Genomic DNA, 22308 nt, shown 5'->3' with positions numbered 1-22308 from the left:
TACAGGCTGATTCCCCATGGTCACTCAACGCCAACCCTGGCACGTCGTTAAACCATCCAAACTGCATGGCAACGGCGTCTTTGCGCTACGCGATATTCCAGCCGGAACACGCATCCTGCAATATGCTGGCAAGCGGCTTACGCCGGAACAGGCCGATGCCTTGTTCCCCGTCAATCCGGATGAGCCTTTCCACACTTTTTTCTTTGCACTGAGCAATGGCAAAATCGTGGACGGTGGTCAGGGAGGCAATGATTCACGCTGGATCAACCACTCTTGCGCCCCCAACTGTGAAGGTCACGAGAACGCCGATGGCTCGCGTGTCTTTATTGTGGCCATGCGCGATATTCCCGCCGGGGAAGAGCTTTTGTATGACTACTCGCTGGTCATCGACGATGAAATTACCGAGGAGCTCAAGCAGAACTACCGCTGCCTGTGTGGCGCTCCCCAGTGCCGTGGCACCATGATTGCCCTGCAATCAGATCGCTCCCAGGCTGTTGCCGACGAGCTACGCGAAGTGGCCGCAGAATTGGATGCGGAAATGGAACAGGCCCGCAAAACGCCGGTTTCATCCAAACAAAAAGCCGCTGATCTGAAGGCCACTGCCATTAAGCAAGCAGAAAAGGGCGAGTCCGATCAGGATAAAGATGAGGACGCGGATAGCGATAAAGAATCCTCAAGCGCGAAAGGCAAAAAGGATAAGAAGAGCAAAAAGAAGAAAAAAGAAAAAGCCAAAAACAAGGATAAAAATAAAGACAAAAAGCCTTCCAAAAAGGACAAAGAAGGCAAAAAAGGGAAAAAGGACCGTAAAAAAGAGTAAGCTGTCCCCCAGCTTGCATTAGCCCAGGCTGCCTCACCGGCAGCCTGCACCCTTGCTAATCACCCGCACAGCAAGCCCGGCAACACCCCTGTCGGGCCTCTCAGAGCGCCACACACAGGCCCATCTGTCGTGCCGGGCCAGGTTTCAGACCTCATCAGCTAGGCGAAGCACCAACCCCCATATTGCGTGTGCCCTCGCCCCCATCCCTATCGTCTCTCCCCAGGCCAATGATGGCCCGCGGGTGCTATTGCACCGGGGGAAATTACTCACTGCCAGCCCCGTCTTTGACCGCTAGCATGTAGCTTTATTGCCAAATCTGACAGACCTCATGGATTCAAGTTCTACAGATACACCTGATAATCACGCCGCCTCGCCCGCCGAATCCGGCCTGCGTATTCCTTTGCAAATAGAGGACTGGGCTTCGGTCCTGATCATGGCGGCCCTGGCTTTAATTACCTTTGCCAACGTGTTTGTGCGCTATCTGACCGATAGCTCCTTTGCCTGGACCGAGGAAATCTCCATCTTCCTGCTGGTGGTCCTGACCATGAATGCCGGTGCCAGCGCCTGTGTGCGCCACTTGCACATTCGTATTGAAGTCTTTGCCGATGCGGGCACGGTGCGTCGTCAACGCCGCCTGGCCCTGTTTGGCATTGGCATGAGCCTGCTGTTCTTTGTCGGCATGGCCATTCTGTCCGGCCGCATGGCCCTGGACGAGTTCGAGTGGGGCGATACCTCGCCCTCCATTGGTGTCCCGACCTGGTGGTACAGCATGTGGCTGCCCATCCTGTCTACTACCCTGAGCCTGCGTTTGCTGGGCATGTGGGTGCGTCGTTGGCAGGCTAAATCATGATTGCAACCTTGCTGTTTGTCATCTTCATCGGCCTGATGCTGGTGGGCGTGCCGGTGGGCGTGTCCCTGGGTATAGGTGGTGCCTTTGCGATTTTGATGTCCAACCTGGATACGCACTGGTTTGGCCTGATGGCCGTGCCGCAAAGCTTTTATGCCGGTCTGGCCAAATACCCTTTGCTGGCCATTCCCATGTTCGTGTTGGTGGGTTCCATTTTTGACCGATCGGGCGTAGCCAGCCGTCTGGTGAACTTTGCGGTCGCGCTGGTTGGCCGCGGCCCTGGCATGCTGCCCGTCGTTGCCATCGGCGTGGCCATGTTCCTGGGTGGCATTTCCGGTTCCGGCCCGGCCTGCGCGGCCGCCGTGGGCGCGGTCATGATCGGCGCGATGAAACGTGCGGGCTATCCCGGTCCTTTTGCGGCCAGTATTGTGGGCGCGGGTGCAGCCACCGACATTCTGATTCCCCCCTCCATCGCCTTCATTATTTACTCGGTGCTGGTGCCCGAGGCCTCCGTACCTGCGCTGTTTGCGGCCGGTATGTTCCCCGGCATTCTGGCGGGGATTGGCCTGATTATTCCGGCCATCTGGCTATCGCGCCGTCACAAGCTGGGATTGGCCGAGGCCGAGCTGCCACGTCCACCATTCTGGCGCAGCCTGCGAGAAGCCGCCTGGGGCCTGATTGCGCCTGTCATCATTCTGGGCGGGATGCGCCTGGGCCTGTTCACCCCTACTGAGGCCGCTGTAGTGGCCGTGTTCTACGGCCTGTTCGTGGGCATGGTCATCCATCGCACCATCAAGTTCCGCGATCTTTTCTTGATCCTGCGGGAAGCCGCCGAACTATCAGCCGTCATCATGATGGTTGTGGCACTGGCCGGTATTTTTGCCTGGGCGCTGTCCACCCTGAGCATTATTGACCCCGTCACCAATGCCATCATCAATTCCGGTCTGGGCGAATACGGCATTCTGGCGCTGATGATTGTCATGCTGATTGTGCTGGGCATGTTCCTGGATGGCATTTCGATCTTCCTGATCTTCGTGCCGCTATTCATGCCGATTGCCTACAACTTTGGCTGGCACCCCGTCTGGTTCGGGGTCCTGCTGACCTTGAACGTGGCTCTGGGCCAGTTCACTCCGCCAGTCGCCGTCAACCTGATGGTCGCCTGCCGTATCGCGGGCGTCCCCATGGAAAGCACCCTGCGTTGGGTAGGCTGGCTGCTGCTGGGCATGGGCTCGACCATGCTGCTCGTTATCGCAGAACCCGAGATTGCCCTGTGGCTGCCACGCTACCTGGGCTTTAACTAAAACCACAAGACTGAAACACAACTCATAGAAAGGGAGACCTGACCCATGAAATTACGTCACATTCTGGCCACTCTGGCATGTACAGCCGCCACCCTGGCCGTGGTTCCCGCTGCCCAAGCCGCCTACAAATCCGAGTACAAGCTGTCCATCGTGGTGGGTACCACTTTCCCTTGGGGCCAAGGGGCGGTGATCTGGTCCGACCTGGTGCGCGAGCGTACCGATGGCCGCATCAATATCAAGATCTACCCCGGCACCTCGCTGGTACAAGGTGACCAGACACGCGAGTTCACCGCCATTCGCCAAGGCATGATTGATATGGCCGTGGGCTCGACCATCAACTGGTCCCCCCAGATCAAGCAGCTGAACCTGTTCTCCCTGCCATTCCTGCAACCGGATGCCAAAGCCACCGACGCCCTGATCAACGGCGAAGTGGGCAAGGACCTGTTTGGCTACATCGAGAAAGCCGGTGTGGTGCCTCTGGCCTGGGGTGAAAACGGTTTCCGTCAGCTCAGCAACTCCAAGCACGAAGTGACCAAGCCTGAAGACATGAAGGGCCTGAAACTGCGCGTGGTCGGTTCGCCGCTGTACATGGACACCTTCAGCGCCCTGGGTGCCAACCCCACGCAAATGAGCTGGGCAGATGCACAACCCGCACTGGCTAATAAGGCTGTAGACGGCCAGGAAAACCCCCTGTCCATTTACGCCGGTGCCAAGCTGTACGACGTGCAGCAGCAGTACCTGACCCTGTGGAACTACGTGTCTGACCCACTGGTGTTTGTGGTGAACCGCGACGTGTGGAAATCCTGGAGCGAGGAAGACCAGAAGATCGTGCGTGAAGCCGCTATTGAAGCTGGTAAACGTGAAATCGTGATTGCCCGTACCGGCATCACGGCGGAAGATCCTACCTTGCTCAAAGAGATCGAAAGCCACGGTGTGAAGGTCACCAGCCTGACGCCTGAGCAGCACGCTGCCTTTGCCAAGGCAACCGAAGGCGTGGTCGAGAAATGGACCAAGACCATCGGTGAAGACTTGGTGAAGAAGGCACGCGACGCAATTGCTGCCAGCCGCTAATTAGCTGGGTTTGAAAGACTGAAAGCCGGGCCCATACAGGCCCGGCTTTTTTTATTGTCTGGCTACCCTGCACAAAACAAACCTCATGAAAGCAGCAGCCTACGAGCGCAGCGTGGGGATACTTTCAACCTCCGGGTTACCCTCGAAGAAAGAAATGCCATAAATCGGCGGCACAACCTGAGGGCATTCTTTACAGCCTACAAATATCAAAAACCAGCTTCCTTCTGAGCGATCAGCAAGTCCAAGACACCGTGTCAAAGCACGTTGACCGCTGAGCCCCAAAAAAATCCCGCTTATTCCTTGAAGCGTATCGCCAGCATTTCACCCGTCGCACAAACTTCGCCATTCGCGCTAAGCGACAGGTCCACCCAGACCTTGCGTCCATCCAGCTCACGCAGCTTGCCTTGTACCGTCAGCTCTGTCCCCATTGGAGTGGGACGCCGAAACTCCACTTTCAGGGAGGCTGTCACGCAACGGATCGGCTCCTCGCTGGTGCCCATCTCGATATTCAGATCCCTATAGATGAAGGCTGCCGCAGAAGCAGTACCGTGGCAGTCCAACAAGGAAGCAATCAAGCCGCCGTATACATGGTTGGGCACGCCACCGCTGTAAATCGGCTGGGGGGTGTAGCGGGCCACGGTATCGTCGCCGTCCCAGTAGCTCTTAAGCTGATGCCCGTCGGGATTATGTTTGCCACAACCGTAGCAATGGCTGAAGTTGTCGGCATAAAAATCTTGAAACGCTTTAACCATATGAGTATCTGCTGTCCTCAAAGAAACCAAGAGGCCGTGCTCCACTTGGTAGCCCGGCCTGCTCTCAAACCACTAAAAATGGTAAGTCAGTGCTAAGAGCCAACAGCTCACCCAGGCGCTGAGGCACTGACAAGGCCTGCAATATCTTATTGAAACGCCGTTTCCAGGAAGCTGCGCAGCTTGCGCGAGTGCAGTCGTTCCTTAGGCATCTCACGCAACAATTCCAGCGCCCTAATCCCGATATGCAAATGCTGGCCAACCTGCCGTGCATAGAATTCGCTGGCCATACCCGGCAGTTTCAGCTCGCCATGCAAAGGCTTGTCCGACACGCACAGCAAGGTGCCATACGGGACACGGAAGCGGAAGCCATTGGCAGCAATGGTGGCGGACTCCATGTCCAGCGCAATCGCCCGCGACTGCGACAAGCGCCGCACCGGCTCGTGGTGGTCTCGCAATTCCCAATTACGGTTATCAATAGACGCCACCGTACCCGTGCGCATGATGCGCTTCAGCTCCCAACCTGACAGCCCGGCCACCTCGGCCACGGCTTGCTCCAGGGCAACCTGAATTTCCGCCAGAGGAGGGATGGGCACCCAAGTAGGCAAATCCTCGTCCAGCACGTGATCCTGACGTACATAGCCATGTGCCAGTACGTAATCACCCAGGCGCTGAGTAGTACGCAAACCGGCGCAATGGCCCAGCATCAGCCAGGCAGCAGGGCGCAGAACGGCAACGTGGTCGGTAATGGTCTTGGCATTGGATGGCCCCACGCCGATATTGATCAGGGTGATGCCGGAATGATCGGCACGGCGCAAGTGATACGAGGGCATTTGCGGCGCGCGAGCCAAAGGCGAACCGGTTGTCGATGCATTCGCACCCGCCGGAGTGATGATATTGCCCGGCTCCACCAGATCTATATAGCCTTGATCATCCGCCTGCAGCACTTCACGCGCCCACTGGCAGAACTCGTCCACATAAAACTGATAATTGGTGAACAGCACAAAGTTCTGAAAGTACTCGGGACGAGTAGCGCTGTAGTGCTGCAAACGATGCAAGGAGTAATCGATACGCGGCGCAGTAAAAGGCGCCAGCGGCAAGGGTTCGTTATGCACGCGCTCCCACGTACCGTTGACGATGGCATCGTCCATATACGCCAGATCCGGTACATCGAAGTGATCGCGCAAGGTGTCACCGGGCGATTCAGGCACGGTTGTCACCGTGGACTGCACACCATTATTCAGGGCGAAATGCAGCGGGATAGGCACGGAGGATTCCCCCACTTCCACCTGCACACCGTGATTGCGCAGCAGCAGTTCCAGTTGCTCCAGCAAGTAATCGTGATAGAGGCCAGGAGCGGTAATGGTGGTCATGTACACGCCGGGCTCGACCACATGCCCATAAGACAGGCGGCTATCCACTTCCTGATAGGTATCGACGCGCAAACGCACGGCAGGGTAGCAGGCTCTGAAGCGCTGCCCGCGTGGAAATCCAGTTTCCAGACACTGGGCAAAAGAGTCGCGCAAAAAAGCGGTGTTGCGGTCGTAAATATGGCGCAGCTGCTCCAAAGCCTGGCCGGCATCCTGATAGCCATTGAATGGAATCAGCTCCGGCGTGGACGTGATACGAGAAAAACCGCTGGGATCAGACATAACAAGTATTCCAAGGGGAAACAAAGACAAGCAGATCTGCAAGCATCATAAGCTGTTTATTGTTCCGCCTCCTACACGACTCCATGACAAATTCAGCCGCCTGATCCTGACGCTCATGTACCAGCCGAACAGACAGGCCTGACCGTCTGCCGCTTTCGCGAACCATCGCTCCCCAATACAGACGTTCGGCTATCGGTTTCGCCTGCGCTTAAAGCCATCACCCATATACCTTTGCAATGGCTCGCCTAGCGCCCCAGCGTCTTGCCGTATCCGAGCAAGGCAACCCAGACCCAGTCCCACTCAAAGCAAATGTCGTTACTGGTTTTTGACTGAATCACAAGCCCCACTGTCCACACAATGGACACGACTATCGTTGGTTTTGAGACTGAATTTACTCACAGGCCCCATTTAAACAGGCAGCTTTACCCCGGTTTTAGGCAAATTCCATTTTTCCGGAATCAGGTAGGTAGAGCCCTGGCGCAAGCCCTTGACCCAAGACCCTGTTTTTATGCTAATGGCGCTAGACAAGCGGCTTGGCGGGCATATCAGGTATTTCAAGCGGGACCAGATGAGGCAGCTTATGATGGCAAGTGGAAGTCAGGCACGTCTTCTACCTCATATATAAGACTTGCCCAAATCCAGTAAATACATTAAGTATGTAGTCTTAATACTTTTAGTATTAAATCCAGCTAGCGTCAGTCCTTCATAATTTAAGTTATCCAACCTGGCAGTGTGCTCGGCATGCGTGTGAGACATAGCTCGTCATCGCGCAAATTAGCTTGTATTTAGGCTAATTTACAATGGGTTAGCGTATTTTAATGATTTTCGCTTCAAGCATTTGCTCGCCCTCTGATGTCATTTGTGTCCTGGCGCCGCGTGGGTCTTGTCACCCGCGATTTCAGCAAGATCTGAAAGTGCTCTTGACCAGGTAATTGCAGTTAGCAAGGCCGTTTTGGCCTGCCGCTGTACCGAATCACTTTTAACTATCAGCAAGGGTACACATGACCACTCGAATCTCCTGCCAGCGACTGCAAGTCGCCGAGGTGCTTCATCAGTTCATCGAACAAGAAGCCCTGCCCGGCACAGGTATCTCCTCCGAAGCCTTCTGGGCTGGTTTCGATAAGCTGGTCCATGATCTGGCACCTAAAAACCGCGCCTTGCTGGCCGAACGCGACCGCTTGCAAGTCGAACTGGACAAGTGGCACACGGCCAACCCAGGCCCCATCACCGATATGCCTGCCTACAAGAGCTTCCTGAGCTCCATCGGCTATCTGAAAGAAGCGCCTGCCGACGTCAAGGTCAACACGACCAACGTCGACACCGAAATCACCGAACAAGGTGGTCCTCAGCTGGTTGTGCCCATCATGAACGCACGTTACGCGCTGAACGCCGTAAACGCACGCTGGGGCAGCCTGTACGACGCGCTGTACGGCACCAACGCCATCCCTGACACTGACGGTGCTCAGCGTGGCGGTGGCTACAACGCCGTGCGCGGTGCCAAGGTTATCGCCTTTGGCCGTCAGTTCCTGAACGACACCATTCCTCTGGCTCAAGGCAGCCACGATCAGGCTACCTCCTACACCATCGCTGACGGCGCTTTGCGCGTCACCCTGGAAAACGGCGGCACCACCGGTCTGAAAGACGCCTCGACCCTGCTGGGTTACCGCGGTCAGCCCGATGCGCCTGAAGCCATCGTGTTCCTGCACAACGGCCTGCACTTTGAACTGCAGATCGACCCCAACAGCCCCATCGGCAAGACCGACCCGGCTGGCGTGAAAGACATCGTTCTGGAAGCCGCACTGACCACCATCATGGACTGCGAAGACTCCGTGGCTGCCGTGGACGCCGACGACAAGGTCCTGGCATACCGCAACTGGCTGGGTCTGGTGACCGGTTCGCTGACCGAAGAAATCAAGAAAGACGGCAAGGTCTTTACGCGCCGCCTGGCTGACGATCGCCAGTACACCGACTTGACGGGCGCTACCCAGACTCTGGCTGGCCGCTCCCTGATGTTCGTGCGTAACGTCGGTCACCTGATGAGCAACCCTGCCATCATTGACGGCGAAGGTCGCGAAATCCCTGAAGGCATTCTGGACGCCGTGATCACCACCCTGATCGGCATGCGCGATCTGGAACTGAAGAAGAACTCGCGCAGCGGCTCGCTGTACATCGTCAAACCCAAAATGCACGGTCCTGACGAAGTGGCGTTTGCCAGCGAGATCTTTGACCGTGTGGAAAGCCTGCTGGGTCTGGCTCCCAACACCGTCAAGCTGGGCATCATGGACGAAGAGCGCCGCACCAGCGTGAACCTGAAAGCAGCTATTGCCCAGGCCACCGAGCGTGTCGTGTTCATCAACACCGGCTTCCTGGACCGCACGGGCGACGAAATCCACACTTGCATGCAAGCGGGTGCCGTGGTGCGCAAGGCCGACATGAAACAAGCTGACTGGCAGCCAGCCTACGAGCGCAACAACGTTCAGATCGGCCTGCAATGCGGTCTGCGTGGTCGCGCTCAGATCGGTAAAGGTATGTGGGCCATGCCTGACCTGATGGCTGAAATGCTGGAACAGAAGATTGGTCACGTGAAGGCCGGTGGCAACACCGCCTGGGTGCCATCGCCTACCGCTGCCACGCTGCACGCCTTGCACTACCACCAAGTCAACGTGGTCGACGTCCAGAAGGGTCTGGAAGGCGACACCAACGACTACCTGGACAGCATCCTGACCATTCCTGTGGCCACTGACACCAGCTGGTCTGCCAAGGAAATCCAGGAAGAACTGGACAACAACGCTCAGGGCATCCTGGGTTACGTGGTGCGCTGGATTGACCAGGGCGTGGGCTGCTCCAAAGTACCGGACATCCACGACGTGGGCCTGATGGAAGACCGCGCTACCCTGCGTATCTCCAGCCAGCACATCGCCAACTGGCTGCTGCACGGCATCGTCACCCACGAACAAGTGGTTGAAACCCTGCAGCGCATGGCTGCTGTGGTTGACCAGCAAAATGCAGGCGACCCAGCCTACCAGAACATGGCCGGCAACTTCGAAGGCTCCTTTGCCTTCCGCGCCGCTCAGGATCTGGTTCTGAAGGGTCTGGAACAGCCTAACGGCTACACCGAGCCTTTGCTGCACCAATGGCGTCTGGCATTCAAAGCCGCTCAAGCCTGAAGCACACAATGTCGCCTGGAGCCTGACTCCGGGTAACAGTGTCCCAAAATCCCCATCTTGCTGGTTCAGGATGGGGATTTTTTTCGCCTGCTGACTTGCCCCTTGCGATAACTACGAACTTGCACCGCCGCTTGCAGTCCTGCATGCTGACAAGGCCTGGGCAAGCTTGCCTGTTTCCGTCACTCTTTTCACCCTCTCCGTTTTCGCATGGCTTTCCGTATTTCTCCCCTGCACTTCCTGGCTACGGCTGTTCTGGCTCTCTGCACTACTTGGGCCACGTCCCAGACCCTGGCCCTCAGCTTTGATGACGGCTTCAACCCCAGCACGCAGCCACAGGCCAATCAGTGGAATGAGCAAATATTGACCAGCTTGCGGGACCACCAGATCAAGGCCACTCTGTTCCCATCGCTAGCCCGTATGGGCGGGGAAGAGGGGCTGGGTCTTGTGCAGGCCTGGTCTAGGGAAGGACATCGGATCGGCAACCATACCGCCAGCCACAAAAGCCTGGCCGACCCGGCGCTCAGTCTGGAGGACTTCATTACAGATGTGCAGCTTGCCGATGCCGCGTTCAAAAGCCTGCCCACCTTCACACCCATGCTGCGCTTCCCTTACCTGAAAGAAGGGGACACCATCGCCAAGCGCGACGGTTTCCGTCAGTGGATGGCGGCGCATGATTACAAGAGCGCGCCCGTATCCATTGATGCCAGCGACTGGTATTACAGCCGGGTCTTTGCAGATCATGTGCAAGCAGGCGATAGTGCCAAGGCAGAGCGCGTGAAAGAGCAATACATCCTTCACCTGCTGGACCGTGCCAGCTATTACGATCAGTTGGCGCAAGAGGTTCTGGGACGCAGTCCGGCTCATGTAATCCTCTTGCATACCAACCAGATCAATGCGGCTGCATTGCCGGATGTGCTCGCGGCATTTACCGCCAAGGGTTGGACCATCACATCAACAGAGGCAGCATTTCAGGACCCCTTGTACGCACAAGCCCCCGATACATTGCCTGCTGGGGAGAGCATCATCTGGGCCTTGGCCAAGGCCAAAAACATGCCAAACCTGCGCTATCCCGCTGAAGACTCCGTTTATGAGGAGCCTTTGCTGAAAGAGGCGGGATTGTTGCCGTGAACTCTGGTGGGCTATGGGCTATGGACCATGAGCCGTAAGCCGTAAGCCGTAAGCCGTAAGCCGTAAGCCGTAAGCCGTAAGCCAGCTCATGCAAACATCATGTTCACACGGCGACACTGCCTCCTTGTCATGCCCTCCATCACATCTGCTTAATCGCGGTTTGCCGTCCTCTCCACACCTCTCAACCCTGCGGTCGAGCCACAGCGTCTGATACCACTTTCAAACCCACGGCCTAAAATCCCCCTGGTGGTCCCTGTCTGCTTCTTCTCGTTATAAACTCAAACTCATAACGAATTTTACTGACAGGAAACCCTATGAAATCTCTGCTGCTTTCTGCCGCCAGCCTGCTGGCACTGTCCACCACCGCTCAGGCCTCCGACCTGCTAATTGCTACTGGCGCAGGCTACCGCAAACCCGTCACGGAATTGATGGAAGCCTTCAATAAAGAAACAGGCCTGACGGTAGAGAGCAGCTTTGGCAATATGCAGCAGGTCCGGGCTCAGAGCGAGCAAAATCCAGACATTGCTGCCATTATTGGCGACCGCTTTTTTCTGGAACCCATGGGCATTACCCAGCAGTTTGTGAACATCAGCCAGGGTGCCCTAATGCTGGCCGTGCCCAAAGGCAAGACCATTGATTCCATCCAGGACTTGCAGCAGCCCAGCTATGCCCGCATTGCTATCGGCGATGCCAAGAAAACCGTCTACGGTCGCGCCGCCACCACCTGCATGGAACGTGAAAAAATCCAGGCCGAGGGTCGCAGCATTGAAGTCGCCATGCTGCCGCAGGTATCCACCTACCTGCTCAATGGCGAGGTGGACGCCGGTTTCATCAACCGCAGCGAAGCGCTGGCCCACAAGGACAAGCTGGGCACCATCCTGCCCATGCCAGCCCAATGTCACGACCCGATTGATCTGAGCCTGGCCGTGCTCAAGGACCGTCCTGCAAGCCCTGCCTTGCAATCCTGGACCCAGTTCCTGGGCTCGGACAAGGCCAAATCCATTCTTGAGCGTCACGGCCTGTGATGTCCGCCTGGATGAGCTGCTCCAGTAGCTCGCTGGGCCTGAGTGTATATGTGCTGGCCGCCACCTTGGTGGCCCAATTGGTTCTGGGGGTAACCCTGGCCTGGGTACTGGCCAGAAAGCGCTTCCCAGGCCACGGATTACTCGATTCACTGGTGAGCCTGCCGCTGGTTTTCCCACCGATTGTTATCGGTTACTTGCTGCTGCTTGCCCTGGGCAGGCAGGGCTGGTTGGCCAGTGCCACCGGCTGGTCACCCAATATTGTTTTTCAGCCCGCGGCCTTGCTGATCGCCGCCTTTATCGCCGGGCTGCCATTGATGGTCAAACCCGTGCAAAACAGCATGAACAGCCTGTCGCCACGGCTGCGTGAAGCGGCAGCCACACTGGGCCACGGCACCTGGTCCTACTTCTTCCGGGTGGAATTGCCCTTGCTGCGCCCTGCCTTGGCCACGGGACTGATTCTGTCAGGCGGACGGGCAATGGGAGAAGTGGGCATCTCGCTGATGTTGGGTGGCAATATCGCAGGTCGCACCGAAACCCTGTCTTTATCTATCTACAACGCCGTCCTGGATGGCGACACAGACTGTGCCAATGCGCTGTCCTGCTTGCTGGGGCTGACGGCATTAGCCTGCTTTTGGGCGCTGCGGCGCTACGGGAATCAAAAATGACGGTTTTTTTTGAACAAAGCCAAATCGACCAATGGATTGGCGAGGATGCCTCCTACCTGGATCTGACCAGCCACATGCTGGGACTGCACAACCAGAACACCACACTGCGTTACGTCGTGCGTGACCATATCCGCGTGGCAGGCACTGAGGAGGTGGCCGAGATTGTGCGCTCTTGCGGCGGCCAGACCCAGCACTACACCCCCAGCGGCGTGGCGGCCATGCCCGGTCAGACCATCTTGCTGGCACAAGGCCCCGCCAAAGCCTTGCTGCGCGCCTGGAAGGTCGGCCAGAACCTGCTGGAGTTTGCCTGCGGCATCGCCACCCTGACACATCAAGTCGTGCAAGCCGTGCAAACGGTAGATGCCTCGGTGGCTGTGCTGACCACTCGCAAACATGCGCCTGGGGTACGCAAGCTGGCCTTGAAAGCCACACTATCGGGCGGAGCCATGCCGCATCGGCTGGGACTGGGCGAAACCATTTTGATCTTCCCCCAGCACCGCGCGCTGATGGGTGGCTGGGAGGAGGTGGGCCGGGCGATTGCCCGTCACAAATACGCCTTGTGCGAAAAGAAAATCGTGATCGAAGCGGCAGATCTGGATGAAGCCTATAGCGCGGCTCAGGCGGGTGCGGACGTGGTGCAGTTCGACAAAGTCCAGCCCGAGACCCTGGCACAAATTGTGCCTGCGCTGCGCAACGCGCATCCCAACGTCACCATTCTGGCGGCGGGCGGGATTCATGCAGGTAACGCAGCCGCCTATGCCGCAACGGGTGTCAATGCCTTGGTGACCAGCAGCCTGCACTACGCGAAACCGGCCGATATTGGAGTGAAGATCAACTTGGCAGAGCCAGCAGAATCGCAAGAGCCGCTTGTTGCCAGCAAACTGGAAGGGCTGGAATAAAATCACCGGCCGCTCACTATTTGTCAGCCTGACCCACTAAGGTGTTAAGCGAAAACAAGGAAGGTGAGCTCCGGCATTAGAGCCAGTCATCAAACGACAGAGTTGCAAAGCACCACCAATAGAAAAACAGATCGCTGAATCCGACAAAAAATGCGGAAATCAGCATGAACCTTACGCCTGGCATCTGCCCCCTGGCGGCTTGGAAAGCATGCAGCTCCGTGAACACGTTTTCACAAAAAAGGTGGGCTCAGACAGTCTCCTTAGACCCCAAATGCTGCAACAAGCGCTGCATGGGTTTGGATAGGGCGCCCCAGTCCTGATAACACAGGCACAAGGAGCGCTTGGCCCAGGCGTCACTCAAAGACCGCGCCACAAAGCCGTGACGGCGCTTGTAGCGGCTGGCCACGCCTTGCGGCACAATCCCCAGGCCCACACCGTGGGCCACCATCTGGCATAGCCCCTCGAAGGTTTTCATACGGATGCGCTGCGCCAGAGCATGGCCCGCAGCGCGAGCATGTTCGTCCAGATGGTCTTGCAAGGCATTACCCGGCATCAGGCCCACGAACGGCTCATGCAGAACATCCTGCAAGCTCAATTTGCTGTGTGCCGCCAAGGGGTGAGCCGCAGCCATAATCAGCACCAAATGATCCTTGGCCACCGGCTCCAGCACCAGCCCCGGTGCCTGCACTGCATCCGACACCACACCGGCCTGGGCCAAACCGGCGGCAACCGTACGCACAATATCTGCGCTGGTACGCTCTTTCAATTCGATATGCAGATTGGGCCGCTGCGCCAACCAGGGTGCCAGACGGGACGGCAGAAATTCGGTTAAGGCCGCCGTATTCGCATACAGGTGCAAAGTCCCCCGCGCCCCGACAGCAAAATCCTGCAACTCACCTTTCAACAGATCATGCTGGCGCAGCATCAAACGGGCATGGTGGGCCAGCGCCTCGCCTGCCTCTGTGGTGACGACTCCCCGTGGCAGACGCTCCAGCAAAGCAACGCCGGCATCGTCCTCGATACGGCGCAAACGCTCGCTGGCCGAAGCCAGAGCCAGATTCGCGCGTACCGCTCCCTGTGTGATGCTGCCTGCATCCACAATGCTCAAGAACAAATGCAGATCGGCCAGACCCAGTCGCATCACCACTCCTGAAAACCCTTCGGATAAACCGAAGGATAGCGCCTTAAATCCACATTGTGTGCGCCTGCCTGCCACGCTTCAATACAGACATGCACGAATCTCTCTCTTTCCTTCTTCTGCTCAGTGCCACCTTCCTGATAGCGGGCATGGTCAAGGGCATTACCGGCATGGGCCTGCCAACGGTAGCCATGAGCTTGCTGGGCCTGATGATGTCACCGGCCTCGGCTGCCGCCTTGCTGGTACTGCCTTCTTTCATCACCAACGTCTGGCAATGCTTTGCCGGGCCGTCCATGCTGGCCTTGCTGCGCAGACTCTGGTCCATGATGCTGACCATTGTGCTGGGCACGCTCTGGGGCTCAACGCTGCTGGCCAGTACCTCACCACAGCTATCGGGCATGGCCTTGGGTATCGCGTTGCTGGTGTATGCAAGCTATGCGCTTATCGCCCCCGCCCTGACCGTGTCACCCCGCTTCGAGCCCTGGCTTTCGCCCTTGATTGGTCTGGTGACCGGCGTGGTGACCGGCATTACCGGCGTTTTTGTGATGCCAGCCGTACCTTATCTGCAGGCCCTGAATCTGGATAAAGACGAGCTGGTGCAAGCCTTGGGGCTGTCCTTCACAATCTCCACCATCGCGCTGGCTGGCGGTCTGTTCATGCACGATGTGTTCAAGCTGAACCAGCTGGGCATGTCCACCTTGGTGATTGTTCCGGCTTTACTGGGTATGTGGCTGGGGCAAAAGATCCGCGTACGCATCAGCCCGCGCCGCTTCAAGCAATGCTTGCTGCTGTTTCTGGCGGCCCTGGGTCTACAACTGATTATTCGACCTTTTATTTAACGCTGACCGCAGCATGACCCTCTCCGTTTGCGACGTGAATCCGCCGGTGCAAGCGCTTTTAAGCTAAGCCACCACACTGACAGCGTCATTCACTATGTATTGATCCACCAAGAGCCACCCTCACGGCCAGCACCACATTCTCAAATCGCCTAGCAACGACTGGAGCCACCATGCCAAGCTCATCTCGCCACTTGCCTGTACTGGAGTATCTGCAACGCCAACTGGATGGCACATTGACCGAGGGCGAGCACACGCATATGCGTTACCCCACCGCAATCTCCCGGCTGCTGAACTTTCGTATTACCGCTATAGATGAAGCCAGCGCCACGCTGGAACTGGACGCAGACGCTGCCTTGCATGGCAACCAGCAGGGCACGGTACATGGCGGCCTCTTGTGCGAACTGGCCGATGCCGCCATCGGCACGGCCCATTCCACCTTGATGCAGGAAGGCGAGAGCTTTACCAGCATTGATCTGAAAGCCACCTTTCTGCGGCCAGTCTGGCTAGAGCGGCTGCAAGCCCATGCCTGGGCCACGCATCGCGGGCGCAGCATCAGCCATTACCGCTGTGAAATCCAGCGAGAAGACGGCAAGATGATTGCGACAGTGGAAAGCGCCGTCATGGCCTTGAAAGGGGATCGGGCCCAGGGGCGTTAAAACTCCTGCTGCCGACTTCTTCAAGCCTCAACCACAGCACCAAGAAGCAGACAGCTTTTTTTAAACTTAAATAAAATAGAAAACTGGCTATCTATCTGTAAATAAATAATATTCTGAAACCGACCAGCCCCGATCAGGGATAGCCCCCATGCCCACCCAGCCGCTCAACTTTTACACTAGGCGCTGGTCACGCGCATCCTTATGCTCTGGAACAAGGGGTTCCCAATGTCGGCAGAAAATGGCTTGGATCTGTCGGTGTTGTACCGCCATCCAATCTTTCATTCGCACAGCGCCGAGCTGTCTCATCAGCCGCTTAGCCGGGCCATTTCCCGGCATGCCCTGCATTGGGGTCGCGGGCGCATCAACACCAGCCTGTACCGTCGCGATATTGATCAGATCAGCCTGATGCGACTGGGCTACGGTGCCGAAGTGGAAATCCAGGCCGATGCCTTCGGGGACTTCTGTCTGGTGCAAATGCCTTTGCAGGGTACGGCCGAATTCATCAGCGATGGTCATCACAAACTAACGGCCTATCCCGGCGATATTGCGGTGGTATCCCCTCGCCACCATGTGCGCACCTTGTGGCAGGCCGGTTGCGAACAGCTGATCGTGAAAATCCCCTACAGCTTGTTTGATGGCGTGGGCCATCAGACTCTGACACAAGAGGGCATGACCCGGGGCTGTGTCTACAAACTGGACCCCTGTATGGGCCCGCAATGGGCCAACCTCATCCAGCACCTGCTTCTGCTACCGGCGCAACATGGCGACCGTCCAGCCAACTGGACGCAGCATATTGAAAGCAGCCTGGCCTTGTTCTTGCTGTGTCATCCTGCCGATGGACAAGCCGTGCAGACTCTGGTGGATGAGTCCATGGGAGCGGCGGCCCGAGCAGGGCAGATGCGTCTGCTCCAAGCTAAAAACTATGTATTGGCGCATTTGCACAGCAACATCTCACTGGACGATCTGGCGCAGTCAGCGGGTGTGAGTCCCCGCTTCCTGCATCTGCTGTGCCGTCGTCACTACAAACAGTCCCCCATGAGCTGGGTACGCAATCTGCGTCTGGACGCCGCCCATCAGGTGCTGCAAAGCCGACCCCGCCCCAACGTCACCGAGGTGGCACTGGCGCATGGTTTTGGGCATCTGGGGCGGTTTTCTGCCTACTACCAGCAACGCTTCAAGGAACTGCCCCATCAAACGGGGCAGACACGGCACACAAGCATCAAACAGTCCTAGATGAACATGGACTTGTTGATGGGCAGATTGTGCTTCTTACAGTAGCTGGTGTAGTGGTCGATCATCCAGAACACATCAATGATTTCCAGGATGTTGTCGTTCTCGTCCAGGAACTCGATAGGCGTGCCCAGGTGGAACAGGGTTTCCATGCCTTCGTCGGACACCAGGGTGTGCGTGCGACCGGGGCTTTCGTGGATGTAATGACCGGCACGGGCCACCCAATCGTATTCCTCGTAGCGCAGGCTGCCGGACAGAATGTAGCCGGTCACCACAGCGCGGTGGCGATGACGCCCCAAAGAACCACCTTTGTCAGCGCGCATGATGTGCACCGAGGTGTTGTTGCGAATATCAAAGCTCAGGTGACGCAGCCAGATATTGGGGCCGAAAGGAATCCAGGGGGAGGTTTCCTCGGACGTATCGAAGTGGCCTTCAACCAGCGCGTATTCGTCGCGTACCTTGTCGATGCGTTTTTCAATGTCGATATAGGGTGGGGTGCTGTTTTGAGTCATGACTTGTCTCTCTCATAGAAATAAAAGCCGCTGTGTTTCCCACACAGTCGGATGCCAATCCCCCCGGATTGACCTGGTTTCATTCTATGAAGCCATTTGGCGCCGAACTATCCAGCTTTGGCACAACGTAGCGGCGCACTATCCAGTTCTGGCACTCCCGCTCCGATCGCTTTATTTGACCCCGAAAAAGACCGGCGACGAACTCCTGACACAGTTCATGCCCATGCCATTTGGCAGCTCATTTTTCCACATTCAACAATACTGATTTTCATAAGCAAATCAAAAGAGTAAGGACGCTTATCGGCCATAAACACATGAGCGAATTGTCTTTCGTGGCAGCGGCGATCAGGCATGTAATACAAGGCATTGACTCGCACAGGTGCCCCCGTTTTCTGGCGGCACCTTGTTCTGATTTCACTGCAAGGAATTGCCATGAGCCGCCCTCTGAAAACCGTTATTGTGAATGGGAGCCTGCACCGTCCCTCCCGCACGCAAGTGCTGCTGGATGCGCTGCGCGACACACTGAACGACCAACTGGCACTGGACGTGCAAAACATCGAGCTGGTCAGCCTGCTGCCCGAACTGGGCGCGGCCCTGTCCACCGATGCCTTGCCCGCCCATGCGCATCAGGCCATCACCGCCATTGAGCAGGCCGACTTTCTGATCGTGGGCTCGCCCATCTTTCGCGCGGGCATTCCGGGCTTGCTCAAGCACCTGTTCGATCTGGTCGACATGAATGCCCTGAATGGCACCCCCGTATTGCTGGCCGCCACTGGCGGCAGCCAACGCCATGCCCTGGTCATCGAACATCAGCTGCGTCCCCTGTTCAGCTTCTTCCAGGCGCTGACCCTGCCCATCGGGGTCTATGCCACGCCCGAGGAGATTCAGGACGGCGAAGTCACCAGCGCCGCCCTGCAACAGCACATCCAGCGCACCGTTGATCTGGCCGTGCCGGTACTGCACAGTATTCAAACGCGTTTGCCACTGCGAAACTCTGTTCTGGAGGCGCAGGCAGCATGAGCCAAATCACCTCCACCACACCCGATATTTTCTGGTTCCTGCCCACCTCGGGCGATACCCGTTATCTGGGCAAATCCGACTTTGGCCGCGCGCCTACCAACGAGTATCTGCGCAGCATTGCCGTCACCAGCGAGAACCTGGGTTATGACGGCTTGCTGATTCCTACCGGCGCCTCCTGCCTGGATCCCTGGGTGGTGGCGGCCAGCCTGGTTCCTGTTACCCAGCGCATCAAGCTGCTGGTGGCACTGCGTACCTCCTTGGGCGCACCCGTTTCCAGCGCACGTCAGGCAGCGTCCCTGGACCAGGCCCTGCATGGCCGTTTGCTGCTGAATGTGGTGCCCGGCGGCGATGCCACCGAACTGGCCGCCGAAGGCGTGTTTCTGGACCACGATGCCCGTTATGAATACGCCCATGAATACCTGACGATCTGGCGTCAATTGCTCTCTGGCGACACCGTAAATTTTCAGGGTAAGCACTTCAAGGTGGAGAATGGCCGCAACTTCTTCCCGCCTATGCAAAAACCCTATCCGCCCTTGTACTTTGGCGGCTCCTCGGACGCCGCCCATGAGCTGGCTGCCGAGCATGTCGATGCTTACCTAACCTGGGGCGAACCACCGGCTGCTGTGGGCAAGAAATTTGAGGACATCCGCCGCCGTGCCGCCGCCCGTGGTCGCAAATTGAGGCTGGGGGTACGCTTGCACGTGATCGTACGTGAAACCAATGAAGAAGCCTGGGCCGAGGCGGATCGTCTGATCAGCAAATTGACGGACGAGGACATTGCCAAAGCACAGGCCAACTACGCCAGCATGGACTCGGTAGGCCAGAAACGCATGGCGGCCTTGCATGGTGGCCGTCGCGATCAGCTGGAAGTCTCGCCCAATCTGTGGGCAGGGGTAGGGCTGGTACGGGGCGGGGCAGGCACCGCACTGGTGGGCGACGCCCAAACCGTGGCCCAGCGCTTGCAGGAATACATAGACCTGGGTGCGGACTCCTTTGTGCTCTCGGGCTACCCCCATCTGGAAGAATCCATACGCTTTGCCGAGCTGGTGTTTCCACTTCTGGGCAAACGGGCCGTCACCGTCAGTGATCGCGCCCAGACCGGCGGCGCCTTTGACGCGCGCGGTGTTCAAAACCAGCAACTTTCCTCTGCATCATGAGCCAAAAAATAATTGATCTACGCTGCCGACCTGCCTTTCTGCACAAGTTTTTCGGGGCCGAACCTGGTACGCCAGAACATGCCACCGCGCGCTGGCTAAACCGCCGCGTTGGCACTCGTGGCAGCGATACTCACTTTGAAAAGTCACTTAGCCAGGAAGGCTTTCTGGAAGAAGTGCGCCAGGCCGGACTGAGTAAAGCGGTCGTCGTAGGCCGCCACACACCGTCGCAACATTTGCCCAACGACACCATTCATCAGATCGTGCACGGACACGATGAATTGCTGGGCATTGCCGGTATTGATCCGGCTCTGCAAGGCGAGCAGCAAGCCCTGGCCGAGGCAGAACGCGCCATCAAGGAGCTGGGCTTGTCCGGCATTGATATCGAGCCGGGTTTTGGTGTTCCAGCACGTCACCCCGATGACCCTGTTTACTGGCCCGTTTACGAACTGGCGCGCCACCTGAAAGTACCCGTCTTTTTGATGAGTGGCCCCACCACGCCGGACCCGCGCTACAACGACCCGGCCGGGCTGGCCAAAGTGGCCAAAGCCTTCCCGGATCTGCCTTTAGTGGTCTATCACGGCTATTGGCCCAATGTGCAACAGGCCATAGGCCTGGCCTTTCTGCACGAGAACGTGCATCTGGTGCCGGATATGTACATTTTCCAGCCGGGAAACGAGGGCTATGTGCAGGCAGCCAACAGCTTTCTGTCCGAGCAATTGCTGTTTGGCTCGTCCTACACCTTCCGCCCGATTCGCCAGAGTATTGAGGACTTTCAACAGCTGGGCTTCAAGGACAGCATTCTGGACAAGCTGTTTTATGACAATGCAGCCAGGCTGTTTCAGCTGCCCAGGTAACGCTGGCGGCTTTGACTCATCCAGGACAAACGTCAGGCGCAGAGCAAGATGCACACCAGGAGGGGCGAGACCATCGCCCCTTTTTTGACGGTGTCCCTTGGAGCCTATCGACGTCTTCGCCCTAAAAACACCCAAGTGACATTAACGATATCGCCACAGTCTGCTCGCCTGTCATCAATGCATCGGTCTCCGAGCGTACCAAGCAAAAGGGCACGAATGATTCGTGCCCTTTTGCTTCCAAGAGGCGGCCCCGCCTCTGGCCGCATCAGCTCAACTCCCCTTGGTCCCCACATGCCAGTAGTACACAGGCTCGGCCTCGTTCAGCAAAATATCCCCCACTGAACGGGCCTTGTAGATCACCGGGTTGTGCGAGGCCAAGGCCCGCGCATTACGCCAATGCCTATCCAGGCGACGGGACTCCTCCAGGGCAGTAGAACCACCCACATCGAATAGACGCGTGGCCGCCCGCAAGACGGGTTCCACGACAGCCGCTTGCGCCTGTGCCGTGCGCAGTTCCAGAGCATCCAGAGTTGCGAGGGGCACTTCCAGGCCTGCCTGCCGCTGATCCGCAATGCTTTGTAAATGCGTGGCCACATCACGCACCACCAACTGGGCGATATAGGCCGTGCTGGCCAGTTCCCCAACGATATGCTGCACCAAGGGATCATCCTTGGGCAGCGCGGCACTGCCGTGGCTAAAGACACGTTTGCGCGCCTGTACATAGGCCACTGCATCACGCTGCACGGCTTGAGCAATACCTGCCAGGGTCGCCAAATGCACCAGCTGAAAATAAGCCACCAAGGGTGTGGGCTCCTGGCGCGGAAAACGGATGATGGCGCTCTCGGGCACAAGCACATCCGTCAGCACCGTCGTGCCAGATCCCGTCAGCCTTTGGCCAAAACCATGCCAGTCATCCAGACGCTCCACCCCTTCCTGATCGGTGGCGACCACGGCATGTACCGTTTCATCCTCCTTCTCCGTTCCTGTGCTGCGAGCCACCACCGTGACCCAATCCGCGTACAAGGTGCCCGTGCTGTAGAACTTGCGGCCATTCAGACGCCATTGACCGGCCTGCTCTGGATCGGGCTCCAGCGTGGTTTGCAACTGGCCTACAGCGCCCAAACCAGTCTCGGTCGTGGCATTACCAAAAATCGCCCCTTGGCCTGCCAATGGCAGCCACTGCGCTTGCGTGGCCTCATCCCGATCAATCAACAATCGGTCGATGAAACCGAAATGAGGGCGCAGAATTTGGGCGACGTTTGAGTCGGCCGCGGCCAGGTCCTGAAACAGCTCAAAGAACACGGGGATGGAGACGCCACTACCACCCCATTGAGGCGGCACACGCAGAGCCGTAAAACCACTGTCTTTCAACCAAAGAATGGGTGCGTAAGCCAAGGTACGGGTGTGCTCGCGCTCTGCCGCGGTATCGGCAATGCGCTGAAAGAGGGCGCCGAAACGGGCACGCAAGGCGCCCAGATCGGAAGCTCGTGCACTTGCTGGCGCAGCCCTTTCTGGCACAGTCCGGCGTGGCGCAACATCAGAGGTAAAAACGGCAGTGTCAGTAATCATGATGTGCAGCCC

General features: G+C 57.6%; 19 protein-coding genes and 1 pseudogene. 15 read left to right on the top strand and 5 right to left on the bottom strand.

What is annotated here, in order from left to right:
- Positions 1-16: 16 nt before the first annotated feature.
- From NIZ92_RS19645 to NIZ92_RS00600, 4 genes and pseudogenes are all read left to right on the top strand, one after another.
- Positions 17-505 (top strand): annotated as a pseudogene (locus NIZ92_RS19645) (SET domain-containing protein); the annotation flags it as partial.
- Between the two features lie 640 nt (positions 506-1145).
- A complete protein-coding gene (locus NIZ92_RS00610; protein WP_060186573.1) occupies positions 1146-1667 on the top strand; it encodes a TRAP transporter small permease in 522 nt (173 codons plus the stop codon).
- Positions 1664-2965 carry a TRAP transporter large permease gene (locus NIZ92_RS00605; RefSeq protein ID WP_035269297.1) on the top strand — a complete coding sequence of 434 codons (1302 nt, stop codon included), beginning with the start codon at positions 1664-1666 and terminating at the stop codon, positions 2963-2965. Before NIZ92_RS00610 ends, NIZ92_RS00605 begins: the two co-directional genes overlap by 4 nt.
- 45 nt (positions 2966-3010) lie before the next feature.
- Positions 3011-4036, top strand: coding sequence for a DctP family TRAP transporter solute-binding subunit (locus NIZ92_RS00600; protein WP_035269299.1), 1026 nt, complete (start codon positions 3011-3013; stop codon positions 4034-4036).
- Between the two features lie 293 nt (positions 4037-4329).
- On the opposite strand, the gene NIZ92_RS00595 is transcribed toward NIZ92_RS00600, so the two are convergent.
- Both NIZ92_RS00595 and NIZ92_RS00590 read right to left on the bottom strand, forming a co-directional pair.
- Positions 4330-4788 carry a PaaI family thioesterase gene (locus NIZ92_RS00595; RefSeq protein WP_254002529.1) on the bottom strand — a complete coding sequence of 153 codons (459 nt, stop codon included), beginning with the start codon at positions 4786-4788 and terminating at the stop codon, positions 4330-4332.
- 146 nt (positions 4789-4934) lie between these two features.
- Positions 4935-6437, bottom strand: a complete 1503-nt coding sequence (locus tag NIZ92_RS00590; RefSeq protein ID WP_026483878.1) for an AMP nucleosidase — start codon at positions 6435-6437, stop codon at positions 4935-4937.
- Between the two features lie 1001 nt (positions 6438-7438).
- Here NIZ92_RS00590 and NIZ92_RS00585 point away from each other — a divergent pair.
- The 5 genes from NIZ92_RS00585 (at position 7439) to modD (ending at position 13321) form a co-directional block, all read left to right on the top strand.
- Complete coding sequence (locus NIZ92_RS00585) at positions 7439-9604, top strand: malate synthase G (RefSeq protein WP_254002528.1); 2166 nt, start codon at positions 7439-7441, stop codon at positions 9602-9604.
- A gap of 207 nt (positions 9605-9811) precedes the next feature.
- Complete coding sequence (locus NIZ92_RS00580) at positions 9812-10732, top strand: polysaccharide deacetylase family protein (protein WP_060186575.1); 921 nt, start codon at positions 9812-9814, stop codon at positions 10730-10732.
- A gap of 314 nt (positions 10733-11046) precedes the next feature.
- Positions 11047-11757 (top strand): molybdate ABC transporter substrate-binding protein, encoded by a 711-nt coding sequence (modA, locus tag NIZ92_RS00575; RefSeq protein ID WP_254002527.1) that lies wholly within the window; start codon positions 11047-11049, stop codon positions 11755-11757.
- An 11-nt stretch (positions 11758-11768) separates the two neighbouring features.
- The gene (gene modB, locus NIZ92_RS00570; RefSeq protein WP_035269950.1) at positions 11769-12422 is read left to right on the top strand and encodes a molybdate ABC transporter permease subunit; all 654 of its coding nucleotides are present in this window, start codon (positions 11769-11771) and stop codon (positions 12420-12422) included.
- Positions 12419-13321 (top strand): ModD protein, encoded by a 903-nt coding sequence (gene modD / locus NIZ92_RS00565; protein WP_254002526.1) that lies wholly within the window; start codon positions 12419-12421, stop codon positions 13319-13321. Before modB ends, modD begins: the two co-directional genes overlap by 4 nt.
- Positions 13322-13568: 247 nt before the next feature.
- Here the strand turns inward: modD and NIZ92_RS00560 are convergent, their stop codons facing one another.
- Entirely contained in the window at positions 13569-14462 is an 894-nt protein-coding gene (locus NIZ92_RS00560; RefSeq protein ID WP_254002525.1) for a LysR family transcriptional regulator, read from the bottom strand.
- Between the two features lie 89 nt (positions 14463-14551).
- On the opposite strand from NIZ92_RS00560, the gene NIZ92_RS00555 reads away from it, so the two are divergent.
- The 3 genes from NIZ92_RS00555 to NIZ92_RS00545 all read left to right on the top strand — a co-directional run bounded on the left by NIZ92_RS00555 (position 14552) and on the right by NIZ92_RS00545 (position 17187).
- Positions 14552-15298, top strand: coding sequence for a sulfite exporter TauE/SafE family protein (locus NIZ92_RS00555; RefSeq protein WP_254002524.1), 747 nt, complete (start codon positions 14552-14554; stop codon positions 15296-15298).
- A 170-nt stretch (positions 15299-15468) separates the two neighbouring features.
- Positions 15469-15954, top strand: a complete 486-nt coding sequence (locus NIZ92_RS00550) for a PaaI family thioesterase (RefSeq protein WP_254002523.1) — start codon at positions 15469-15471, stop codon at positions 15952-15954.
- Between the two features lie 225 nt (positions 15955-16179).
- Entirely contained in the window at positions 16180-17187 is a 1008-nt protein-coding gene (locus tag NIZ92_RS00545) for an AraC family transcriptional regulator (protein ID WP_254002522.1), read from the top strand.
- On the opposite strand, the gene NIZ92_RS00540 is transcribed toward NIZ92_RS00545, so the two are convergent.
- Positions 17184-17696 (bottom strand): 2,4'-dihydroxyacetophenone dioxygenase family protein, encoded by a 513-nt coding sequence (locus NIZ92_RS00540; RefSeq protein ID WP_009461189.1) that lies wholly within the window; start codon positions 17694-17696, stop codon positions 17184-17186. The genes NIZ92_RS00545 and NIZ92_RS00540 overlap by 4 nt on opposite strands.
- Positions 17697-18128: 432 nt before the next feature.
- Between NIZ92_RS00540 and msuE the strand changes: the two genes are divergently transcribed.
- Genes msuE through NIZ92_RS00525 form a run of 3 tightly spaced genes read left to right on the top strand, consistent with a single transcriptional unit; the run spans position 18129 to position 20727 of the window.
- The gene (msuE, locus tag NIZ92_RS00535; protein WP_251197089.1) at positions 18129-18716 is read left to right on the top strand and encodes an FMN reductase; all 588 of its coding nucleotides are present in this window, start codon (positions 18129-18131) and stop codon (positions 18714-18716) included.
- Positions 18713-19873: an FMNH2-dependent alkanesulfonate monooxygenase gene (gene ssuD / locus NIZ92_RS00530; RefSeq protein WP_115634747.1), complete on the top strand. Its 1161-nt coding sequence runs from the start codon at positions 18713-18715 to the stop codon at positions 19871-19873. The genes msuE and ssuD overlap by 4 nt, the downstream gene beginning before the upstream one ends.
- Positions 19870-20727, top strand: a complete 858-nt coding sequence (locus NIZ92_RS00525) for an amidohydrolase family protein (protein ID WP_254002521.1) — start codon at positions 19870-19872, stop codon at positions 20725-20727. The genes ssuD and NIZ92_RS00525 overlap by 4 nt, the downstream gene beginning before the upstream one ends.
- A 270-nt stretch (positions 20728-20997) precedes the next feature.
- Here the strand turns inward: NIZ92_RS00525 and NIZ92_RS00520 are convergent, their stop codons facing one another.
- On the bottom strand, positions 20998-22296 hold the full coding sequence (locus tag NIZ92_RS00520; protein ID WP_254002520.1) for an acyl-CoA dehydrogenase family protein: 1299 nt from the start codon (positions 22294-22296) through the stop codon (positions 20998-21000).
- Positions 22297-22308 lie beyond the last annotated feature (12 nt).

Origin of the sequence: Alcaligenes sp. 1735tsa3, from assembly GCF_024134565.1 — a bacterium.
Classification (GTDB): domain Bacteria; phylum Pseudomonadota; class Gammaproteobacteria; order Burkholderiales; family Burkholderiaceae_B; genus Alcaligenes; species Alcaligenes phenolicus.
This window is presented reverse-complemented; position numbering and strand designations above follow the sequence as displayed.

Coding starts and splice junctions, on each gene's coding strand:
- NIZ92_RS00600 (WP_035269299.1), top strand. CDS start 3,011: ATGAAATTACGTCACATTCTGGCCACTCTGGCATGTACAGCCGCCACC.
- NIZ92_RS00590 (WP_026483878.1), bottom strand. CDS start 6,437: ATGTCTGATCCCAGCGGTTTTTCTCGTATCACGTCCACGCCGGAGCTG.
- NIZ92_RS00550 (WP_254002523.1), top strand. CDS start 15,469: ATGCCAAGCTCATCTCGCCACTTGCCTGTACTGGAGTATCTGCAACGC.
- modA (WP_254002527.1), top strand. CDS start 11,047: ATGAAATCTCTGCTGCTTTCTGCCGCCAGCCTGCTGGCACTGTCCACC.
- NIZ92_RS00585 (WP_254002528.1), top strand. CDS start 7,439: ATGACCACTCGAATCTCCTGCCAGCGACTGCAAGTCGCCGAGGTGCTT.
- NIZ92_RS00610 (WP_060186573.1), top strand. CDS start 1,146: ATGGATTCAAGTTCTACAGATACACCTGATAATCACGCCGCCTCGCCC.
- NIZ92_RS00580 (WP_060186575.1), top strand. CDS start 9,812: ATGGCTTTCCGTATTTCTCCCCTGCACTTCCTGGCTACGGCTGTTCTG.
- NIZ92_RS00555 (WP_254002524.1), top strand. CDS start 14,552: ATGCACGAATCTCTCTCTTTCCTTCTTCTGCTCAGTGCCACCTTCCTG.
- modB (WP_035269950.1), top strand. CDS start 11,769: ATGAGCTGCTCCAGTAGCTCGCTGGGCCTGAGTGTATATGTGCTGGCC.
- msuE (WP_251197089.1), top strand. CDS start 18,129: ATGAGCCGCCCTCTGAAAACCGTTATTGTGAATGGGAGCCTGCACCGT.
- ssuD (WP_115634747.1), top strand. CDS start 18,713: ATGAGCCAAATCACCTCCACCACACCCGATATTTTCTGGTTCCTGCCC.
- NIZ92_RS00595 (WP_254002529.1), bottom strand. CDS start 4,788: ATGGTTAAAGCGTTTCAAGATTTTTATGCCGACAACTTCAGCCATTGC.
- NIZ92_RS00605 (WP_035269297.1), top strand. CDS start 1,664: ATGATTGCAACCTTGCTGTTTGTCATCTTCATCGGCCTGATGCTGGTG.
- NIZ92_RS00545 (WP_254002522.1), top strand. CDS start 16,180: ATGTCGGCAGAAAATGGCTTGGATCTGTCGGTGTTGTACCGCCATCCA.
- NIZ92_RS00560 (WP_254002525.1), bottom strand. CDS start 14,462: ATGCGACTGGGTCTGGCCGATCTGCATTTGTTCTTGAGCATTGTGGAT.
- NIZ92_RS00525 (WP_254002521.1), top strand. CDS start 19,870: ATGAGCCAAAAAATAATTGATCTACGCTGCCGACCTGCCTTTCTGCAC.
- modD (WP_254002526.1), top strand. CDS start 12,419: ATGACGGTTTTTTTTGAACAAAGCCAAATCGACCAATGGATTGGCGAG.
- NIZ92_RS00520 (WP_254002520.1), bottom strand. CDS start 22,296: ATGATTACTGACACTGCCGTTTTTACCTCTGATGTTGCGCCACGCCGG.
- NIZ92_RS00540 (WP_009461189.1), bottom strand. CDS start 17,696: ATGACTCAAAACAGCACCCCACCCTATATCGACATTGAAAAACGCATC.